This is a genomic window from Actinomadura sp. 6N118, assembly GCF_044326415.1.
GTDB lineage: Bacteria > Actinomycetota > Actinomycetes > Streptosporangiales > Streptosporangiaceae > Spirillospora.
Map to the genome: position 1 here is coordinate 78,790 of NZ_JBIRAZ010000003.1, position 16,607 is coordinate 95,396.

General features: G+C 68.0%; 14 protein-coding genes. 6 read left to right on the forward strand and 8 right to left on the reverse strand.

The features are described 5' to 3' along the window. Positions 1 to 50 precede the first annotated feature (50 nt). Positions 51 to 2,027 (reverse strand): MMPL family transporter, encoded by a 1,977-nt coding sequence (locus tag ACH34W_RS08170; RefSeq protein ID WP_395960133.1) that lies wholly within the window; start codon positions 2,025 to 2,027, stop codon positions 51 to 53. Positions 2,028 to 2,259: 232 nt separating this feature from the next. Between ACH34W_RS08170 and ACH34W_RS08175 the strand changes: the two genes are divergently transcribed. The 3 genes from ACH34W_RS08175 to ACH34W_RS08185 all read left to right on the forward strand — a co-directional run bounded on the left by ACH34W_RS08175 (position 2,260) and on the right by ACH34W_RS08185 (position 4,317). Further along, the gene (locus ACH34W_RS08175; RefSeq protein ID WP_395960134.1) at positions 2,260 to 2,838 is read left to right on the forward strand and encodes a hypothetical protein; all 579 of its coding nucleotides are present in this window, start codon (positions 2,260 to 2,262) and stop codon (positions 2,836 to 2,838) included. A gap of 226 nt (positions 2,839 to 3,064) precedes the next feature. Beyond that, a complete protein-coding gene (locus ACH34W_RS08180; RefSeq protein ID WP_395960135.1) occupies positions 3,065 to 3,619 on the forward strand; it encodes a hypothetical protein in 555 nt (184 codons plus the stop codon). Positions 3,620 to 3,639: 20 nt separating this feature from the next. Then, positions 3,640 to 4,317 (forward strand): hypothetical protein, encoded by a 678-nt coding sequence (locus tag ACH34W_RS08185; protein ID WP_395960136.1) that lies wholly within the window; start codon positions 3,640 to 3,642, stop codon positions 4,315 to 4,317. A gap of 77 nt (positions 4,318 to 4,394) precedes the next feature. Here ACH34W_RS08185 and ACH34W_RS08190 read toward each other — a convergent pair whose 3' ends face one another. The 6 genes from ACH34W_RS08190 to ACH34W_RS08215 form a co-directional block, all read right to left on the reverse strand. Continuing rightward, complete coding sequence (locus tag ACH34W_RS08190; protein ID WP_395960137.1) at positions 4,395 to 5,300, reverse strand: alpha/beta fold hydrolase; 906 nt, start codon at positions 5,298 to 5,300, stop codon at positions 4,395 to 4,397. Positions 5,301 to 5,403: 103 nt separating this feature from the next. Continuing rightward, positions 5,404 to 8,130, reverse strand: coding sequence for a CBM35 domain-containing protein (locus ACH34W_RS08195; protein ID WP_395960138.1), 2,727 nt, complete (start codon positions 8,128 to 8,130; stop codon positions 5,404 to 5,406). A gap of 34 nt (positions 8,131 to 8,164) precedes the next feature. Next, positions 8,165 to 9,880, reverse strand: a complete 1,716-nt coding sequence (locus ACH34W_RS08200) for an amylo-alpha-1,6-glucosidase (protein WP_395960139.1) — start codon at positions 9,878 to 9,880, stop codon at positions 8,165 to 8,167. A 209-nt stretch (positions 9,881 to 10,089) separates the two neighbouring features. Next, the gene (locus ACH34W_RS08205; RefSeq protein ID WP_395960140.1) at positions 10,090 to 10,965 is read right to left on the reverse strand and encodes a carbohydrate ABC transporter permease; all 876 of its coding nucleotides are present in this window, start codon (positions 10,963 to 10,965) and stop codon (positions 10,090 to 10,092) included. Continuing rightward, positions 10,962 to 11,978 (reverse strand): carbohydrate ABC transporter permease, encoded by a 1,017-nt coding sequence (locus ACH34W_RS08210; RefSeq protein WP_395960141.1) that lies wholly within the window; start codon positions 11,976 to 11,978, stop codon positions 10,962 to 10,964. Before ACH34W_RS08210 ends, ACH34W_RS08205 begins: the two co-directional genes overlap by 4 nt. 25 nt (positions 11,979 to 12,003) lie before the next feature. Further along, positions 12,004 to 13,254, reverse strand: coding sequence for an extracellular solute-binding protein (locus ACH34W_RS08215; RefSeq protein ID WP_395960142.1), 1,251 nt, complete (start codon positions 13,252 to 13,254; stop codon positions 12,004 to 12,006). 254 nt (positions 13,255 to 13,508) lie between these two features. Between ACH34W_RS08215 and ACH34W_RS08220 the strand changes: the two genes are divergently transcribed. Beyond that, entirely contained in the window at positions 13,509 to 14,522 is a 1,014-nt protein-coding gene (locus ACH34W_RS08220; RefSeq protein WP_395960143.1) for a LacI family DNA-binding transcriptional regulator, read from the forward strand. A 128-nt stretch (positions 14,523 to 14,650) separates the two neighbouring features. Here the strand turns inward: ACH34W_RS08220 and ACH34W_RS08225 are convergent, their stop codons facing one another. Beyond that, positions 14,651 to 15,436, reverse strand: coding sequence for a hypothetical protein (locus ACH34W_RS08225; protein ID WP_395960144.1), 786 nt, complete (start codon positions 15,434 to 15,436; stop codon positions 14,651 to 14,653). Positions 15,437 to 15,717: 281 nt separating this feature from the next. Between ACH34W_RS08225 and ACH34W_RS08230 the strand changes: the two genes are divergently transcribed. Together ACH34W_RS08230 and ACH34W_RS08235 are read left to right on the forward strand one after the other, a co-directional pair. Continuing rightward, positions 15,718 to 16,053 carry a hypothetical protein gene (locus ACH34W_RS08230; protein ID WP_395960618.1) on the forward strand — a complete coding sequence of 112 codons (336 nt, stop codon included), beginning with the start codon at positions 15,718 to 15,720 and terminating at the stop codon, positions 16,051 to 16,053. A 149-nt stretch (positions 16,054 to 16,202) separates the two neighbouring features. Beyond that, on the forward strand, positions 16,203 to 16,580 hold the full coding sequence (locus tag ACH34W_RS08235) for a roadblock/LC7 domain-containing protein (RefSeq protein WP_395960145.1): 378 nt from the start codon (positions 16,203 to 16,205) through the stop codon (positions 16,578 to 16,580). The last annotated feature ends 27 nt before the right edge of the window (positions 16,581 to 16,607 follow it).

Genomic DNA, 16,607 nt, shown 5'->3' on the forward strand with positions numbered 1-16,607 from the left:
CGAGATACCGCCGATGGAGCTGCTGAGCGGTGGCGGTGCGATCAACGACATCACCGCGGCGCTCCTGCTGCGACTGGGTGCCTCTCCGCAAGACACTCAGCACGCAGTGGCAGCCACCAGTTCCAGCGCCCCAGCAACCGCATCAGCGCCGGGACCAGCACCAGCCGGATCAGCGTGACATCCAGTGTCACCGCGACCGCCACCAGGAACCCCAGCTGCCGCAGTTCCTGTCGGTCGGCGGTGAGCAGCGCTGCGAACGTGACGATGAGCACGGCCGCGGCCAGTGTGATCGGGCGGGCGGTGTCGCGCAGGCCCAGCGCAACGGAATCGGTGTTGTCGCCACCTGTGCGGTAGTGCTCGGCGATGCGGTGCACCAGGAACACCTCGTAATCCATCGACAGGCCGAACACCAAGGTGAACGTCAGCAACGGCAGCAGCACATTGACCTGTTGATCGGTGACCAGCGCCAGCAGACCGAAGGCCGCACCGGTCGCCAGCACGTTCATCACCACGGCCTTGACCGGGAGCAGCACGCTGCGCAGCGCCGCCATGAGGAACACAAGTGAACAGCCCAGCACGAGGGCGGCGACCTGCCACAACCGCTTGGAGCACTCCTGCTTCAGATCCACCAGGACCGCGGCGGCGCCGGCGACCTGCCCCATGGGCCGCAAGTCCTCCACCAGCGCCGCCATGGCCGGGTGGTCGGATGCGCTGCGCGTCGCGATGAGCACGGCCGTCAGGTCACGGCCGTTGTCCACCGGGACCACGACCGACACACGCGGATCGGCCCGCAGCCGCTCCACCTGCCCGGACACCTCCGTCAGCCGCCCCCGGTGCGGCAGCGCCAGCACCGTGATCCCGGCGATCCGATCAGACTCCATCTGTGCGATCGCCCGGCCCGGATCGGTGCCTCGCAACGAGTTCCGGTCAAAGTCCAGCCCCAACCGCAGTCCCGCCACCGGCACCACCGCCAGCACGAGCAGACCGCCCGCCAGGACCGTGTACCGGACAGGCCGCCGCATCAGGTGGCGGGCCCACCGTTCCCATCCCCCTTCCTCCGTGCCTTCGCCCTTCCGGCGAGGTGGTGCAGCGAGCCGGGGAAAGGCGCCCAGCAGGGCGGGCAACAGCGTCAGCGTGACCAGCGGCGCGAGCACGGCCGCGACCATCACCGAGATGGCCAGCGCCCTGATGATGTCGGCCTCCACCATCAGCAGCGTGCCAGCGGCCACGAACACCGCGCACGCGCACCACACGACCGTGCGGCCCGCCGCCTCCAGCACCTCGCCGGCTCGCCTAACGACCGATACGTCCTGGTGCCGCCGATACCGCAACAACAACAGCAGCCCATAGTCCAGGCCTAGCCCCAGTCCGATCGTGGCGGCGACCGTCAACATCAACGTGTCCACGTGCAAACCGAACGCCAGCGCCGACAACGCCAGGACACCGCTGGTCACCGCAACCGTCACACCGGCCATCAACAAAGGCACCAGTCCCGCGCCCAGTGAACCCAGCCCTGCGATCAGCACCACCAATGCCAGCGGCACCGCCACCAGTTCCGCGCGCTTGAAATCGTCCTGGTCGGCGCGCTTGACCTCGCCGAGCATCGCGGTCTGGCTGGCGAGCGAGACCCGCACGCGCCCCTCCGACGTCCGCGCCACCGCCCGCTGCAGTGCGGCACGGCGCGCCGGCAGGCGCGCCTGCCACTGCTTCTCGCCGCCCTGCAAGCCCGCAAGCACGTACAGGTGCCGTTGATCCTGACCAACGGCGGGAGGCAGAAACTGCACCGCGCCGATACCAGGCCCAGCCGTCAACGCCTCCAGCCCCGCCTGGACGGCCGCCAGATACTCCGTGTCATCGGCGGCGAGGTGGTCGGCGGAGAACGCCAGCACCATCTGCTCGGTGCCCAGCTCAGGAAAGCCCCGCTCCAGCGTCCCCGCCGCGACATCAGCCGGGGACCCGGCCACCCGCAACGATGGAGCGTCCAGATCACCTGCCAGTGAGGGCAGGAGCATCAACGAACCGGTCACCGCCACACACCACATCACGATCACCTTGACCCGGTGTCGCACTATGCGGTGCCCGATCCTCCGCAGCACTCCCCCGTGCTGCGGTCGGCGTGCGGGGGGCGCCGATTGGCCGTCCTGAGTCATGACCATGAAATTTCCCCCCGCGACACGAGACCTGGATACGGCCCTAAAGATCATCCGTACGTCATACTACTGAGAGGAAGCATTTGTTCACTCAACGTGGAGATCCGCCGTGTCGACCCGCCGCCTGCTCGCAGTCGCCGTTCTCACCACCTCTGCGGCCGTCGCCAGCACTGCCCCGGTGGCGGTCGCCAGCACTCCCCCGGCGGCCGTCGCACCCACGAAGGGCCATTCCAACACCCTGACCTGCTCGATCAGCACAGCCTCGCGCGGAGTGTCCTTCAACCCGCCCCTGCGACTCCAACGTCGCCCCACCGCCATCACCGCGACACTCGCCCTGCGCGACTGCCGGTCACCCAACGGACGACAGCGCCACCTTCGCTCGGGCACCTTGCGGGTACGCGGTGCGGCTCTGGCAGGTTGCACCGGCGCCCGCGATCTGCGCGGCACCGCCGCCATCACATGGCGCGACCAGCACGGCCGCCATGCAGGGACCTCCCGGCTCGCCTCTCAGCCCGGGACCCAAGTGCGATCGTCCCTAGCCGACGCGCTGCTCGCCAGCCGCGTAACCTCTGGGCCACTCAAAGGCCATGACGCCCGCGGCGGCATCATCCCCAGAGGAGACCTGCTCCGCTGCCACAACCAAGGCCTGGGCACCGTCCACGGAACGGGGCGCATCACCTTCGCCTAACGCCGCTCTCCCTTTTCAGTAGTTCGGTTTTTCAGTAGTTCGGGCTTGCCCGTGCGCATGGGCCCACGGCACTAGGTCCACATAGTGCCATGGCATCTTTCTTCACCACTTGTGAAGGGCTTAGCTCCTCTCAAGAACCTCGGCGCGCCTTTACCCCCCAAGCGAACGAGATGGTGAAATGACAAATTCCCCTCCCCTCGAAAACCCGAGACGCCGGGCTCATGGCGTGAACAGCGCACTCCGGATTCTCACGGTCGCGGCCGTCGCCTCTGGTGCCCTTTTGGCCGTGCAAGCCCCGGCACAGGCGACTCCGTGGCCCGAGAAGCGGATGGCCGACAACGCCACCCACACGTACTGCATCACCGGAGGCGGCTGGACGTCCGCACGCAGGACATCCGCCGTCTGGGGCATGAACCGCCTGGCCGGCACCACGGATATGTCCGCGAAATACGAAAGCTGCTCGATCCAGAGCGACGTCGTCTGGCGTACCAAGAATCTGGAAGCGGCCGTGCGCGGGCGGACCAAGTGCACCAGGCTCCTCGGTCCCAAGTGCGACAGCGCCACCATCTGGATGGACTTCCCCCAACTCGCCAAGGGGACCGACGACTGGTACGACTACCGCAAGACGGCCGTGCATGAGATCGGGCACACCATCGGCTTCGGTCACCACGCTTCGGGGTCGCATAAGTGCGCCATGTACGAGGGTGAGGTCCCCAGCCGCTCGATCGTCTGGCGCAGCTTCACCGCCCACGACCGCAGCCACATCAACTCGTCCTACTGAGCCGAGCGGGAGACCCCAAGATGAAGACGAACATCGTCGTCATGTCCGCCGCCGCGCTCGCCCTCGCGTTCACGGCCACCGCCTGCTCCGGCGCCGACTCCGGCGGCAGGACCACCGCCGTCAGCGGCACGAGCGACTCGGGCTCGGTGCGCGAACTGACCGAACTGGCCGGCCAGAACGTCCACACCGACTACGACCCGTTGACGTCCCCGGCGGACGCCAAGAAGAAGGCCGACCTCATCGTCGAGGGGACGCTGACCAAGGTCGAGAACGGAATCCGGCTGGCCGCGGCAAACCCGGCCCAGGCAGGATCCGAGGACACCTACGTCACCTTTGTCGTCAACGTCCACAAGGTGCTGGACGGGGACGCGCGCCGGGTGGTGGGCGGGAAGGTCTACGTCTCGGTCTACACCGACGGGAGCACCTCGCCCGCCAAGCTCGCGGCGCTCAACCCGCAGGCCAAGGTCGTGGCGGTTCTCGACGACCTCACCGGCTGGAGCCCCTCCCCCGCCGAGACCGTGGTGCGACCGGCGAACATCCCGGCAGGTGCACCTCTGTACGCGCCGTACACCGACGGCCTGTGGCTCCAAGGCCGGAGCGACACCCAGATGTTCGGCGTCGGCGTCGAGGCCGCCGAACTGCCCGCCGGCTGGAAACGCGCCAAGACCGTCAACCAGTTCTCGGCCGCCTTCAAATAGGCCGCCTTCAAATAGCAAACCCGAACCCCGTGAACGCCGACGGCCGACCCTCACAAAGGGTCGGCCGTCGGCCCTTTTCACAGCAATGGCGTGGTCGCCGTCGCGGTGAGGAAGTCGAAGAGGTGCCGGGTGGTCTCGTCGGGTGCTTCTTCGGGCAGGAAGTGACCGGAGTCGATGGCGGCGCCGCGTACGTCGTCGGCCCAGGTTCGCCAGAGCTCCAGCGGCTCGTACCACTCCGCGACCGGTCCGGCCGCGCTCCACAAGACGAGGGTCGGGCAGGTGATGCGCCGCCTGCCGCGGTCGGTTCGGTCGTGCTCGTAGTCGAGGGTCGCGGCGGCGCGGTACTCCTCACAGACGGCATGCACGGTGTCGGGATCGGCGAACTGCGCGCCGTAGGCGGCCCGCACCTCGGGAGGGAAGGCATCCGGCGCCTGCGACCAGGCGTTCAGCATGTGGTCCACCAGGACCGAGGGCGCCGCCGCGATCAGCCGTTCGGGCACCGGCTCGGGAGCCGCCAGGAAGGACCACACCCAGTAGCCGAGGGCGAAGTCCCTGTCAGCGCGGTCGAAGGCATCTCCGGTGGGGACGATGTCGAGCACGGCCAGGCGGGCAACGGCCTGCGGATGATCCAGCGCCATCCGGTACGCGCAGCGCGCGCCACGATCATGCCCGACCACGGCGAACCGTTCATACCCCAGCGCACGCATGACCTCCGCCTGGTCGAGTGCGATCGCGCGCATGCAGTACGGCGCATGGTCGGGCGTGCTCGGCGGTGTGCCGCTGGCACCGAAGCCTCGCAGGTCGGTCGCGATCACCGTGAAGCGCTCGGCAAGCCGCGGCGCCACCCGATGCCACATCACGTGCGTCTCCGGGATGCCGTGCAGCAGCAGGACCGGCGGCCCCGTCCCGCCACGCACTCCGTGAATCGTCGTACCGGACGTGGGGACGTCGAACTCTGCGAAGTCCTCGAAGCCAGCCAACACCTTAGGCAGCTTTCCACACGGTCACGAAGGACTGGCGTCACGTGCTCCCCGCGGCGCCCCACGACCGGTGGGGTCGTGGGGCGCCGGGCTGAATCAGGGTCGGTCAGTTCTGGTCAGTGAACGGGGTGATACCGATCCGGTCGATGATCGGCGCGTACCTCGAACGGAGCAGGACGTCCGGGAAGGTGTCGGAGATGTATGTCTTTCCGTCGAAGTTGGGGAGTTCCTCGGAGGCGAACGAGATGGTGTTCGCTCCGGCCTTGAGGTCCACCTGGATGGTCTGCTCCCAGTGGTTGTTGGCGTGGAAGGTGTGGGGGAACAGCACCCGCCGCATCTGGCCATTGACGGAGATGTCGGCGTGCCTGGCCAGCGGGTCGGGGTTGTAGTGCGTGGCGGGCGACTGCTCCGGATTGGAGTAGCGGACCGTCAACGCGTACCGTCCGGCGCCCGGGGCGGTGACGTTGAACGCCAGCGTGTTCCCGTTGCCACGCGCACCGCCGATGTCGGTGACGGCCTTGCCGCCGCTGGCCAGCGACGAGGCCATGACCTGCGCGGTTCCGGCGCGCTGGGCGTTCTCGGCCTCGTACCAGGTGGTCCTCAGTGCGCCGGCGGTGTGCTGAACGCGGAGCCTGTCGAGACGCAGGCGCCCATACTGCCCGGTCACGGTGATCTTGTTGACGCCGCCGGACAGGAACACCTTGGCCTTGGACGAGGCGGTCACGTTCCGGATCTTCCGGCCGTTGACCGCGAGCTGGGCCACGCCGCCGCCGAAGGTGTCGACGTTCAGCGTGGATTCGCCGTCGCGGGAGGAGTAGACCCAGAACGTGGCAGTCTCGCCCTTGTCGAGATCGGCGACACCGGAGGATGACGCCTTCTTGACGGTGTAGTCCAGGCTCGCGCCCTTGAGGTCGGCGTACTCGGCCTCGTAGATCGACTGCGTCGCCGCCGGGTTGGGCAGGGACAGGTCGATCTTGTCGACGATCGCGTCGCCCTTGGTGGTCTTGCTTCCGTCCAGGTTGCGCGCCGCCAAGGTGATCACGTGGTCGCCCTTGGACAGCTTGACCTTGGTGTCGGAGTGGTCCCACACCACCCACTTGTAGCCGAGCGGCATGTGGAGTTCTTGCTCCTCCTTCCCATCGACGCGGAGGAAGACGTTGGTCGGGCCCTGCTCCTTGACCGCGTCGAAGGTGTTGAGCGAGTTCGCGAACACGCTCAGGTCATAGGTGCCGTCCTGCGGAACGGAGACCTTGAAGTCGAGCTCGAGGTTCGAGCCGCTGCGCAGGCCGCCCACGTTGTAGGTGCCGGAGGTGTAGAACTTCGACACGTTCGACGGCGTGCCCTCCGGGCCGTTCCTGAAGTAGGGCGAACCGGTGTGTTCGGCGTTCTCCGCCTCGTAGGTTCCGTTCCACAGCTTGGGCGCAGCAGCGGGAGACGTCGTGTCGCCTCCCGGAGTGAGGATGACCTGGTAGGCCGACGCCTCCTTGAGCGCGGGCAGGCCGGCCGAGCCGAAGTCGAACGCGACTCCCCCGTCGACCACCTTCTGGTCCAGTTCCGCGACGACCTCTGGCTGGGCGGAGTCGCCGATCTGGCCGGTCCAGGGGATCTCGGTGATCAGCGCGTGCACGGAGTCGCCGAACACCTTGGGGTCGACGTTGTGGAACTGGACGCGGCCACCCCCGGACGCGCCGCCGAGCAGCGCGCGAGCCTGGGCCTTGGACTTGTCGTACGCGGCCACGGCCTGGAGGGAGTAGCTCTTGTTCGGGAACGGCGGGGTGACCTTGACGGTGTCGCCGCTCATCTTCCCGTAGGCGTTGAGCAGCCACCACTGCCCGTTGCCGCGGTTGGACTGGACGGCGGAGTCAGACAGATTGCCGTCGATGTTCCAGTACGCGATGTCCGCGTCCACCTTGGAGTCCTCGATCGCGGAGACCCACTGGATCATCTGGCCGGGGACCGAGGTGTGGTAGTTGAACGCGTACTCGTTGAGGTTGATCGGCAGCTGCTTGCCCTCGTACCGCGTGTCCTTGAAGACCTGGGTCTCCCAGCCGCGGTACCTGGCGACGTTGGTGCGGATCTTCGCGGGGTCGCTCAGCTCATGCCAGGTGATGACGTCCGGGACGGTGTCCGCCTTGACGGCGTGCTGCATGAAACCCTGGACCTGGTTGTAGAGCACGCTGGTGTTCGGGCCCGCGATGCGCGCGCCGGGCATCTTCCCCTTGATCAAGGCGTGCACCTCGTCCCACGCCTTGAAGTAGTACTGCGGGTCGCTCAGCCAGCTGATCCTGTTGTAGCTCCATTGGCCGGTGCCGAACATGTTGCCCTCGGGCTCGTTGAACGGCACGAAGACGATGTTGTCCCGATACTGGGTGTCCAGCTTGAGCACCTGGTCGACCTGGTCGGCGATCTTCTTCTTGAAGTCGGCGAGTCTGGCCTCCGGAGTGCTGCCCGGCCACTGGTACGGGAAGCCCCGGTAGATGTCGGTCATGTAGATGTACACGTCGCCGTTGGTGCTGTCGGCGAGCGGCTTGACGACCTCGAGCGCGTCCGCGCCCGGGTGCTGCGGCCCGTCCTGCGCCTTCGTGGAGACCGTCCGCAGGTTCATGCCGTCGATGAGGTTGCGTGACGGGAGGCCGTCTCCGTACAGGCCGTAAAGCGTGCCGGAGGCCCCGCCGTGGAAGCGGCCCGTGGCGGCGCCAAGGTCGATGGTGAGGTCGCCGGGGGCGACCACCGACGGCTCCGCGTCGGCCGGGGCGGCGATGCCGCCGGTTACCAGCACGGCTGCGGCGAGCAAGGCGGCGGAGCGCCATCCTCTGGGTCTTCCTCTGGACATGTGCGTGTTCTCCTCAGGGCACCTTGGGGGCGGGTCATCCCGCGCTGCGGCGTTCGTGGGCAGCAGCGAGGATCAGGTAGGCGCTGGCGGTCCAGGTGTAGGCGCGGTCGCGCAGGCCCGCGCCGGTGAGCGCGTCGAAGTTCTCGGCGAATCCCGACTTCTCGCACAGGGCGCGGAACCGGGTGCTGACGTCGTCGGCGAGCTCGGTGAAGCCCGCGCGGCGCAGACCGTCCTCGATGAGAACGGTGGCAGGGGCCCAGATCGGGCCGCGCCAGTAGCCGTCCGGCTCGTAGTGCGGCGAGGCCGGCAGTTCCGTCGCCAGCCCGTAGTCGGTGAGATGCGCCTTGATCCGCCCGGCCAGGACGGCGGCGATCCCGCGCGGCAGCTCCTCGCCCAGCACGATCGGCATCAGGTCCAGGAGGCTGGAGGTCGCCCATGTACCCCCGCTGTCGACGCCGCGGGCGGTGAACATGTCTCCGTCCCACAGCTGGTCGATCAGGTCGCCACGCAGCCTGTCCGCGGCCATGGTCCAGGTCGCGTCGTCCTCGTCTTCGCCGAGTTCAGTGGCCAGAACGGCGAGATAGCGCAGTTGCAGGACCAGGAAGGCGGCCAGGTCGGCAGACTGGATGACCCGTTCCGGGTCGAAGGTGGTCGCGTTGTCCCAGCCGCTGTCGTTGCCGTGCTGGTAGTGCGGCAGCGACTGCCCTGGAGCGCGCCGGGCGGTCAGCCAGAAATCGGTCCACGCCCTGAGCCGCTGGTAGACCTGTGTCAGGGTGTCCCGGTCGAGCGCCTCGGGAAGCCGTTCACGCAGGTGACGCAGGGCCCAGCCGTGAATCGGCGGCTTGACGAAGTTGTAGAGGATCTCCGAATGTGTGACCGAGTCGGGCAGCGCTCCGGCGGCGTCCTGGTGGTCGAAGGGAAGCTGGAACTGGTCGACGGCCAGGCCGGGCGCTCCTTCGGCGAGGGCGAGGGCGTTGAAGCAGTGGTCCCAGCTCCAGACCTTGTCCATCCAGTGCTTGGACATCAGCACGCCTGGGCGGGCCAGGAATCCGGCAGGGCGCACCGTCGCCGACCAGAGAACATAAGCGGCCAGATCCGCGGCGGGCGTGGCGGAACTGCGCCATGGGGCGATCGTGTCCACGAACGTGGTGAACCGGTCGTGGGCGGCACGCACGACCTCCTCGAACGGCGCCCGTGCGGTGTAGGGCGGGCGGGCGGTCTCGTACTCCTCGATCGCCACCTCCCATTCCTGGTCGGCGGGGAAGACCAGGCCGCGTTCGGCCGTGCCCAGTTCCTGCGTCCCCGGCGCCGCGGCGGGAAGCCCGCTGACCGGGGTGATCCGGTAGCGGCGTCCGGTCTCGTAAAGGGTGTAGACGTACGCGCCGTCGACGGGGTCGCGGTAGAAGTAGGGACCGCTGAACGGGGTGAGGGCCGGGTTCGCCGCGACGATCCGCATGCCCAGCGCCCGGCCGCGGACCCGGATGGTGTCGGCGTCCTCGTAGGCCAGTTCGACGCGTCCCGTCCCGTGGATCCAGGTGAGCAGGGCAGGGGTCGCCGTGACCGCGGAGTCGACCCGCTGGTCGCCGTCGGTGGGGACGAGACCGAGCACCGGGTGCAGTCCGGTCTGGTGGGAGACCAGGTGCAGGTCGTCGGCGTAGGTCTTTTCGGCGATCACGGGAGAGATGTCGAACCAGGAGCCGTGATGGCTGAACGGGATCTCGGCGACGGAGAACGAAGGGACGGCGGTCATCGGGAACTCTCACTTCTGCGGCGACGCGCGGCTGTTCTGGTGTGCGCGTGACGTTCACGGACATGCGGCACCGAACCGGCCGCGCCGTGACGTTGGTGCGCGGCGGCATTCGGGGGACGGCGCGGCGGCATTCGGGGAGACGGCGCGGCGGCATTCGAGGGGACGGCGCGGCGGCGTTCGGCGGGTGGCCGTATGCGGGCCGGTGATGCTCAGTCCTTGACGGCCCCCGAGGTCACTCCGGCGGAGACGTAGCGCTGCGCGATGACCAGCAGCACCGTGGCCGGAACCGACGCGACGACCGCGGTGGCCATGATCGCGTTCCACTCCTGGTTGTTGTTGCCGATGTAGCGGTAGATCCCGAGCGTGATGGGGCGCAGCGTCCCGCTCCCGTCGAGGGTGGAGGCGAAGACGAAGTCCGACCACGCCCACAGGAAGGCGAACAGCGACACGGTGATGGTGGCGTTGCGGCTGACCGGCATGACGACCGACCAGAACGTGCGCAGCACGCCCGCTCCGTCGATCTTGGCGGCCTGGATGAGCTCGTCCGGGATCCCGGACATGAACGCGGTGTAGACCAGCACGGCGAACGGGACGGCGATGGTGGAGTCCGCGATGACCAGGCCGCCGACGGTGTTGAGCACGCCCAGTCTCAGATAGACGGCGTAGAAGCCCATCGCCATGATGATCGCGGGGATCATCTGCGCGATCAGCAGCACGAATCCGAGCAGCCCGCCGCCCGCAGGGCGCAGCTTGGCCAACGCGTACCCGGCGGGAGCGGCGAGTGCCACCGTCAGCGCCACCGTGCCCACTCCGATGAGCAGGCTCGTGCCGAGATAGGGCAGCTGCTGGTCGAGGACCGCCCGATAGCCGTCGAGTGTGCCGTCCACCGGGAAGAGGTCCGGCGGGCTCTTGCGCATGTTCCGGTCCTTGGTGAACGACACGTTGATCATCCAGTAGACCGGGAACAACATGATCGCGGTCAGCGCCAGCCCGGCCAGCGTCCTCCACCAGGTCCTGGTCGTCCTCCAGCTCCTGGTCGCCCTCCAGCTCCTGGTCGTCCTCCAGCTCCTGGTCGTCGCAGTCATGACGCGTACCTCCGTCGCTCGACGCGCAGGTAGACCAGCCCCGCGATCAGGGTGATCACGATGAGCAGGTTGCCGACCGCCGCGCCGGGGCCGAAGGCGGGCAGCGTGTTGCCGAAGCCGAGCTGGTACGACCAGGTCGCGAGGGTGCCCGAGGAGCCGGCCGGGCCGCCCTTGGTCATGATCCAGATGATGTCGAAGACCTTCACGGTGTAGACCAGCCCCAGCAGCAGCGTGATCGCCGTGACCGGGCGCAGCAGTGGCAGCGTGATGCTCCAGAACTGCCGCCAGCCCCCGGCTCCGTCGAGGGCGGCGGCCTCGTAGAGCTGGGCCGGGATGTTCTGCAGCCCGCTGTAGAGCATGACCAGGTTGAACGGGATCCCGATCCAGATGTTGGCGATGATCACAGAGGCCAGGGACCAGTCCGGCGAGGTGAGCCAGTTGACCGGGTCGATCCCGGCCAGGCCCAGCGCGGAGTTGACCACGCCCGACTCGCTGTTGAGCATCCACGCCCACGTGGACGCCGACACGATCAGCGGCAGCAGCCAGGGCACCAGGAACAGCCCGCGCAGCGTCACCGACAGGCGGAACGAGCGGCTGAAGAACACCGCCAGCGCCAGTCCGATCGTGAACTGGAAGACCAGGCACACGACCGTGAACAGGGCCGTGTGCGCCAGCGCGGGGAAGAAGGCCGGATCCTCCAGCACGGTCCGGTAGTTCTCCAGGCCGGCGAACTCCGCGCCGCCTTGCACGAACGAACGGACGTTGTAGTCGCGCAGACTCAGGTCGAGGTTGCGGTAGAGGGGGTAGGCGAAGAAGAAAAGCAGGTAGATGGTCACCGGGGCCAGGAAGGCCCAGGCGGCCCAGGTCGTGGAACGCGGCCGCCGCGAGCGGGCCACCCGCCTGCGGCTCAGCCACCTGCGCCGACCGCTGCCGCGCCTGGACGGAGAGGACGCGTCCTCCCCGTCCAGACCGCGCACAGACGGTCGCAGCGGCGTCTGTGTCGAGTGGTTCATCGAATCGAAGTCCCGTCCAAGGCCACTAGCCGGCGTTCGCAGCCGCGGTCTGCGCCTTGGCCATCGCGTCCTGCGGCGATGCCTTGCCGCTGAGCGCCGACTGGACGGCGGTCCACATCTGCTCAGAGATCTTCGGGTACTTGGTGCCCAGGTCGTCGCCGGTCCGGCCCTTGGCCGCCTTGACGGCGTCCACCCACACCTTCAGATCGGGGTCGGCTGCCACCTGCTTGGCCTGCACCGCTGCCGTCGGGGCGACGTAGGACAGCGTGTTGTCCGTCGTGAACAGGTTGTCGGTGCTGGTCAGGCACTGCAGCAACTTCAGGGAGGTGGCGTAGCGAGCGGTCTGCTTCTGAACGGGGACGGTCACGAACTCGCCGCCGGTCGGTGCGGGCGCGGTGCCGCCGTTGACGCCCGGGATCGGGATGATGCCGTAGTCGAAGCCGGCCTTCTTCGCGTTGGCCAGTTGCCAGGTGCCGTTCTCGGCGAACGCGTAGTCCCCCGTGACGAACTCCTGCCAGCTCGTGGTCTGGGTGTTGTTGATGACCGAGTTGGGCGCGTACCCCTTCTTCAGCCAGTCGGCCCACAGCGACACCGCCGAGACGGCCTGCGGGGAGTCCAGCTTGGTCAGTGCGGCGCCCGAGCCCCAGAACCAGGGGAGGAACTGGAAGCTGCCCTCTTCGGTGCCGACCGCCGAGAAGGTGATCCCCTTCTTGCCCGCCGTCTTCACCTTGGCCAGCGCCGCGTTCAGGGAGGCCCAGTCCTTGACCGACGCGATGTCCACGCCGGCCTTCTTCAGGACCTCCTTGTTGTAGTAGAGGGCCAGGGTGTTCGCGCCGATGGGGACGCCGTAGGTCTTGCCGTCCCCCTGGCCCGCGCCGAGCAGGTTGGCATCGAACGCGGAGGTGTCGATCTTCGTTTCCTCGGTCGTGGTGAGCACGCCGGCCTCGGCCAGCGAGGACACGACCGGGTTGTCGACGATGAGGACGTCGGGGGCGTTGCCCTGCTGCGCCGCCAACATCGCCTTGTTGGTCAGGTCGCTGGTGTCGAAACCGGTGCGCTTCACCGTGACCCCGGCCTTGGTGCCACAGTCCTTCAGCAGCTTCACCCAGGCCGAACTGTCATCGAACTGCGGGTACGGATCCCACATGGTGTAGGTGCTCGATCCGGCGTCGCCGGCTCCGCTCCCACCGCCGCCACAGGCGACGAGCCCGCCTGCCAGGACGAATGCGGCGAAACCAGCGCACAGCGCCCGGCGCCGGGCGATCCTAGGGTTCATGGTTGCCTCCTCAGATCCGAGCCGCTCCCGCACGTCGGCCCGGCCCGGATCGTGTTTCCGGGCCGCTTCCGTTGTGTTGCGAACCGTCGCAGCGAATCGGTTCGACAGAACGTAAGATGGCAATGTGATCCAAGTCAATACTTCGAGATGAGATTCCCCCAGGTCCACCAGCTGCGACATTGACAGGCACAAATGGCGGGTCTAGCCTGATCGAATCGATTCGATGACGAGACCGCGACTACGGGAGGAAGCGTTTGAACATCGGGGAGATCGCCCGTAGGGCGGGGGTCTCGCGCAGCACCGTCTCCTACGCGCTGAGCGGGAAACGAACCGTATCGGAGGCGACGCGCCGCCGCATCCAGGAGGTCATCGACGAGCTGGACTACCGGCCCAACGCCGCAGCGCGCGCGCTGAAGGAGGGCCGGACCCGCACCATCGGGCTCGTCATTCCGCCGGCGGGACGGCGGCTCACCGACATGCAGCTCGACTTCGTCGCCAGCGTCGTCGACGCGGCGGCCCGCGCCGACCTGGACGTGCTGCTCTCACCCTCCGGCGGCGACCACGACCGCTCGTTCGAACGGGTCGTCAGCGGACGGCGCGTCGACGGGGTGATCCTCATGGAGATCCGCCTCGAGGACGCCCGGGTCACCCGGCTCCAGCAGGCCGCGGTGCCGTTCGTGGGAATCGGCCGTACCGCCGACCCCGACGACATGACCTGGGTCGACGTCGACTACGCCGGCCTCATCGCCCGCTGCGTGCACCATCTCGCCGACCTCGGCCACCACCACATCGCATTGGTCAACAGATCCACCGAGCTCGCCGCGGCCGGCTACGGCCCGGCCCATCGGGCCCTGACCGGCTTCACCGAGGCCATCACGGAACGCGGAATCGACGGCGACGACGTGTGCTGCGGCGACGACATCGTCTCCGGCGAGTCCTGCATGCGCCAAATCCTGGAAACGAAACCGGAAGTCACCGCCGTGGCCACCATCAACGAAGCCGCCCTGCCCGGCATCCAGCGCGCCCTGGAGCAGGCCGACCTGGCCGTGCCGCGCGACTTCTCGGTCACCGGCGTCGCCGCCCAGCACTGGGCCGAGAACTTCCGCCCCCCGCTGACCGCCGCCGACGTCCTCGCCACCGACATGGGCGCCCGCGCCGTCGAGCTGCTGATCGAAAAGATCGCCCGGCCCGACACCCCGCCCCGGCACCTCCTGCTGACCCCGACCATCTCCCTGCGTTCCAGCACGGGCCCCGCCCCCCGCCGCTGAGACCAAGTCGAATCGATTCGCTCGACGCCACAGGCGAACCATGTGCGACCCGCGGCGGACCTGCTCCCCACTGCTGACAAGCGCGTCTGCGACGAGTGCCCAGCAGGTCGTGGGTTTGTTCTGGGCTGTCATGTGCGGGCTGAGGCCTGGTCTGGGCGGCGGGTCGGGTCAGGTTTCGGCTTTGACTCGGCACGGAGGGCCTGGAAGGTCACGTGCCCGTTTTGCGCAAGGACGGCCAGGTCGTTCATCACCGAGAAGATGCCGCGGCCGAGGACGAAGGCGATGTCGCGGACGGTGCGGCGTCCGTTGACCTTGGCCAGGACGTCAGCACGCGAGGCATTGACGGGTGGGTCCGCAAGCTCGTGAGCTCGCTGTGGCCTGCTGTGTATGTGCAATCCGAGCGGCCGCCACTCCACGGCCGTGATGAGCCGGCGGGCCGTCTCGCGCAGGAGCCGGTCGACCTCGATGCCCGGGTCGGACGGCAGGAGCGGTGCCAGGTCGTCTTCCCCGGCAGGCATCGCCGTACAGGTCTGTATCCCGCTCAGCGCCATGGCGAAGACCGCGTCCATGACCGCCACCTGTGTCAGCACTTGCAGGCCCGCGGAGCCGAGGAGCTCACGGTCGACCAGCTCGGCGGGCATCCGGCCTGCGGGCGCGGCTGCGGCGAACGCCTCGGTCCACTCGTCATCTGAGATCCGCCCTGAACGCAACAGGAGCGACTCAGGCCCGGGCGACGCGGGTGTGGCCGCGGCGATGACGAGGCCGTCCGACATGGTCACCGTTCCGTCCTGTCCACCGTCGATGCGCAGCGTTCCGGAGAAGCGGTCCTGGGCTCGGCGTTTGAGGGCCGAGTTGAGGATCCCCGTCGGCTCCGGCGAAGCGGAGGGGCCGGCAGGAGTTGATGCCGCGGTCACAGTGTCGGTCCCCCATGAGTCGATGGTGTCGCATCATGCTGTGGGCATTTTGCCAACTTTTGCCCGGTCTGGTGCCCGGACGAGAACGCTCGCATCGATGGGCGAAATGGCCCACTTGCTCTAAGTTGTCCAGGTATATTGCCGAAGGTCAAGCGGAGCACACGGTCGCTCGGGGTGGGCGCCGACGCATCCGTCACCAGGCCCGGGGGCGATCGAACCCAGGTGGTCGGGTCCAGACGAAGGGGACACGAGTGAACATCGAATCCGCGCTCAAGGAAGCCATGGCCACGGACGGCGCCATCGGCGCGGCCCTCGTCGACTACGAGAGCGGCATGTCGCTCGGATCGGCCGGAGGAGGCAACGACCTCGACCTGGAGGTCGCCTCGGCGGGCAACACCGAGGTCGTCAGGGCCAAGGTCCGCACGCTGGAGGCGCTGAAGATCAACGACTCCATCGAGGACATCCTCATCACGCTGAACAAGCAGTACCACCTGATCCGAGTGCTCGAGCGCGGCGGCACCCGGCTGTTCCTGTACCTGGCGCTGGACCGCTCCAGGGCCAACCTGGCCCTCGCGCGCCACAATCTCCGCAACATCGACAACGCTCTGAGCCTCTAAAGCAAGCCTCCAGAGCAACCAGGCTCGCGGACACGCCGAGTCTGGATCTCCGCGCCATCTCGCTTCGATCGCCCCTGTGGCCGCTCTCATGGTTCGGGCAGCGGCAGGGGCCGATCGTACGCGCCGTCACATATCCGGGGGCCGAGACGATGCCTGATACGACGAGCACACAAACTGTGCTCGCAGAGCTTCACGCGCTACGCGACAAGGTGACCGGCTTGACCGACAGTGCCGTCGCCTCCGTCGACGGAATGCTGATCGCATCCGACACCGATGAGATCCGCCCCGACGTTCTCTCCGCGCTCGCCGCCGCCGCGCTGGGCCTGGGCAAGAGCACTGGCAAGGAAGTCGGCATGGGGGAACTGCGCGAAGTGGTCACCCGATGCCAGAGCGGCCACATCATCGTCTATGCGATCGCCGATTCCGCACTGCTGGTCATCCTGGGCGACGAGGGTCTCGACATCGCGCGCCTCCATCTGGAGTCACGCCCCGCCGTGGTCCGGCTGCGAGAGACCTTGAGCGCCTGATCTCTTGAGGAGCCGGCGCCGTTCGCT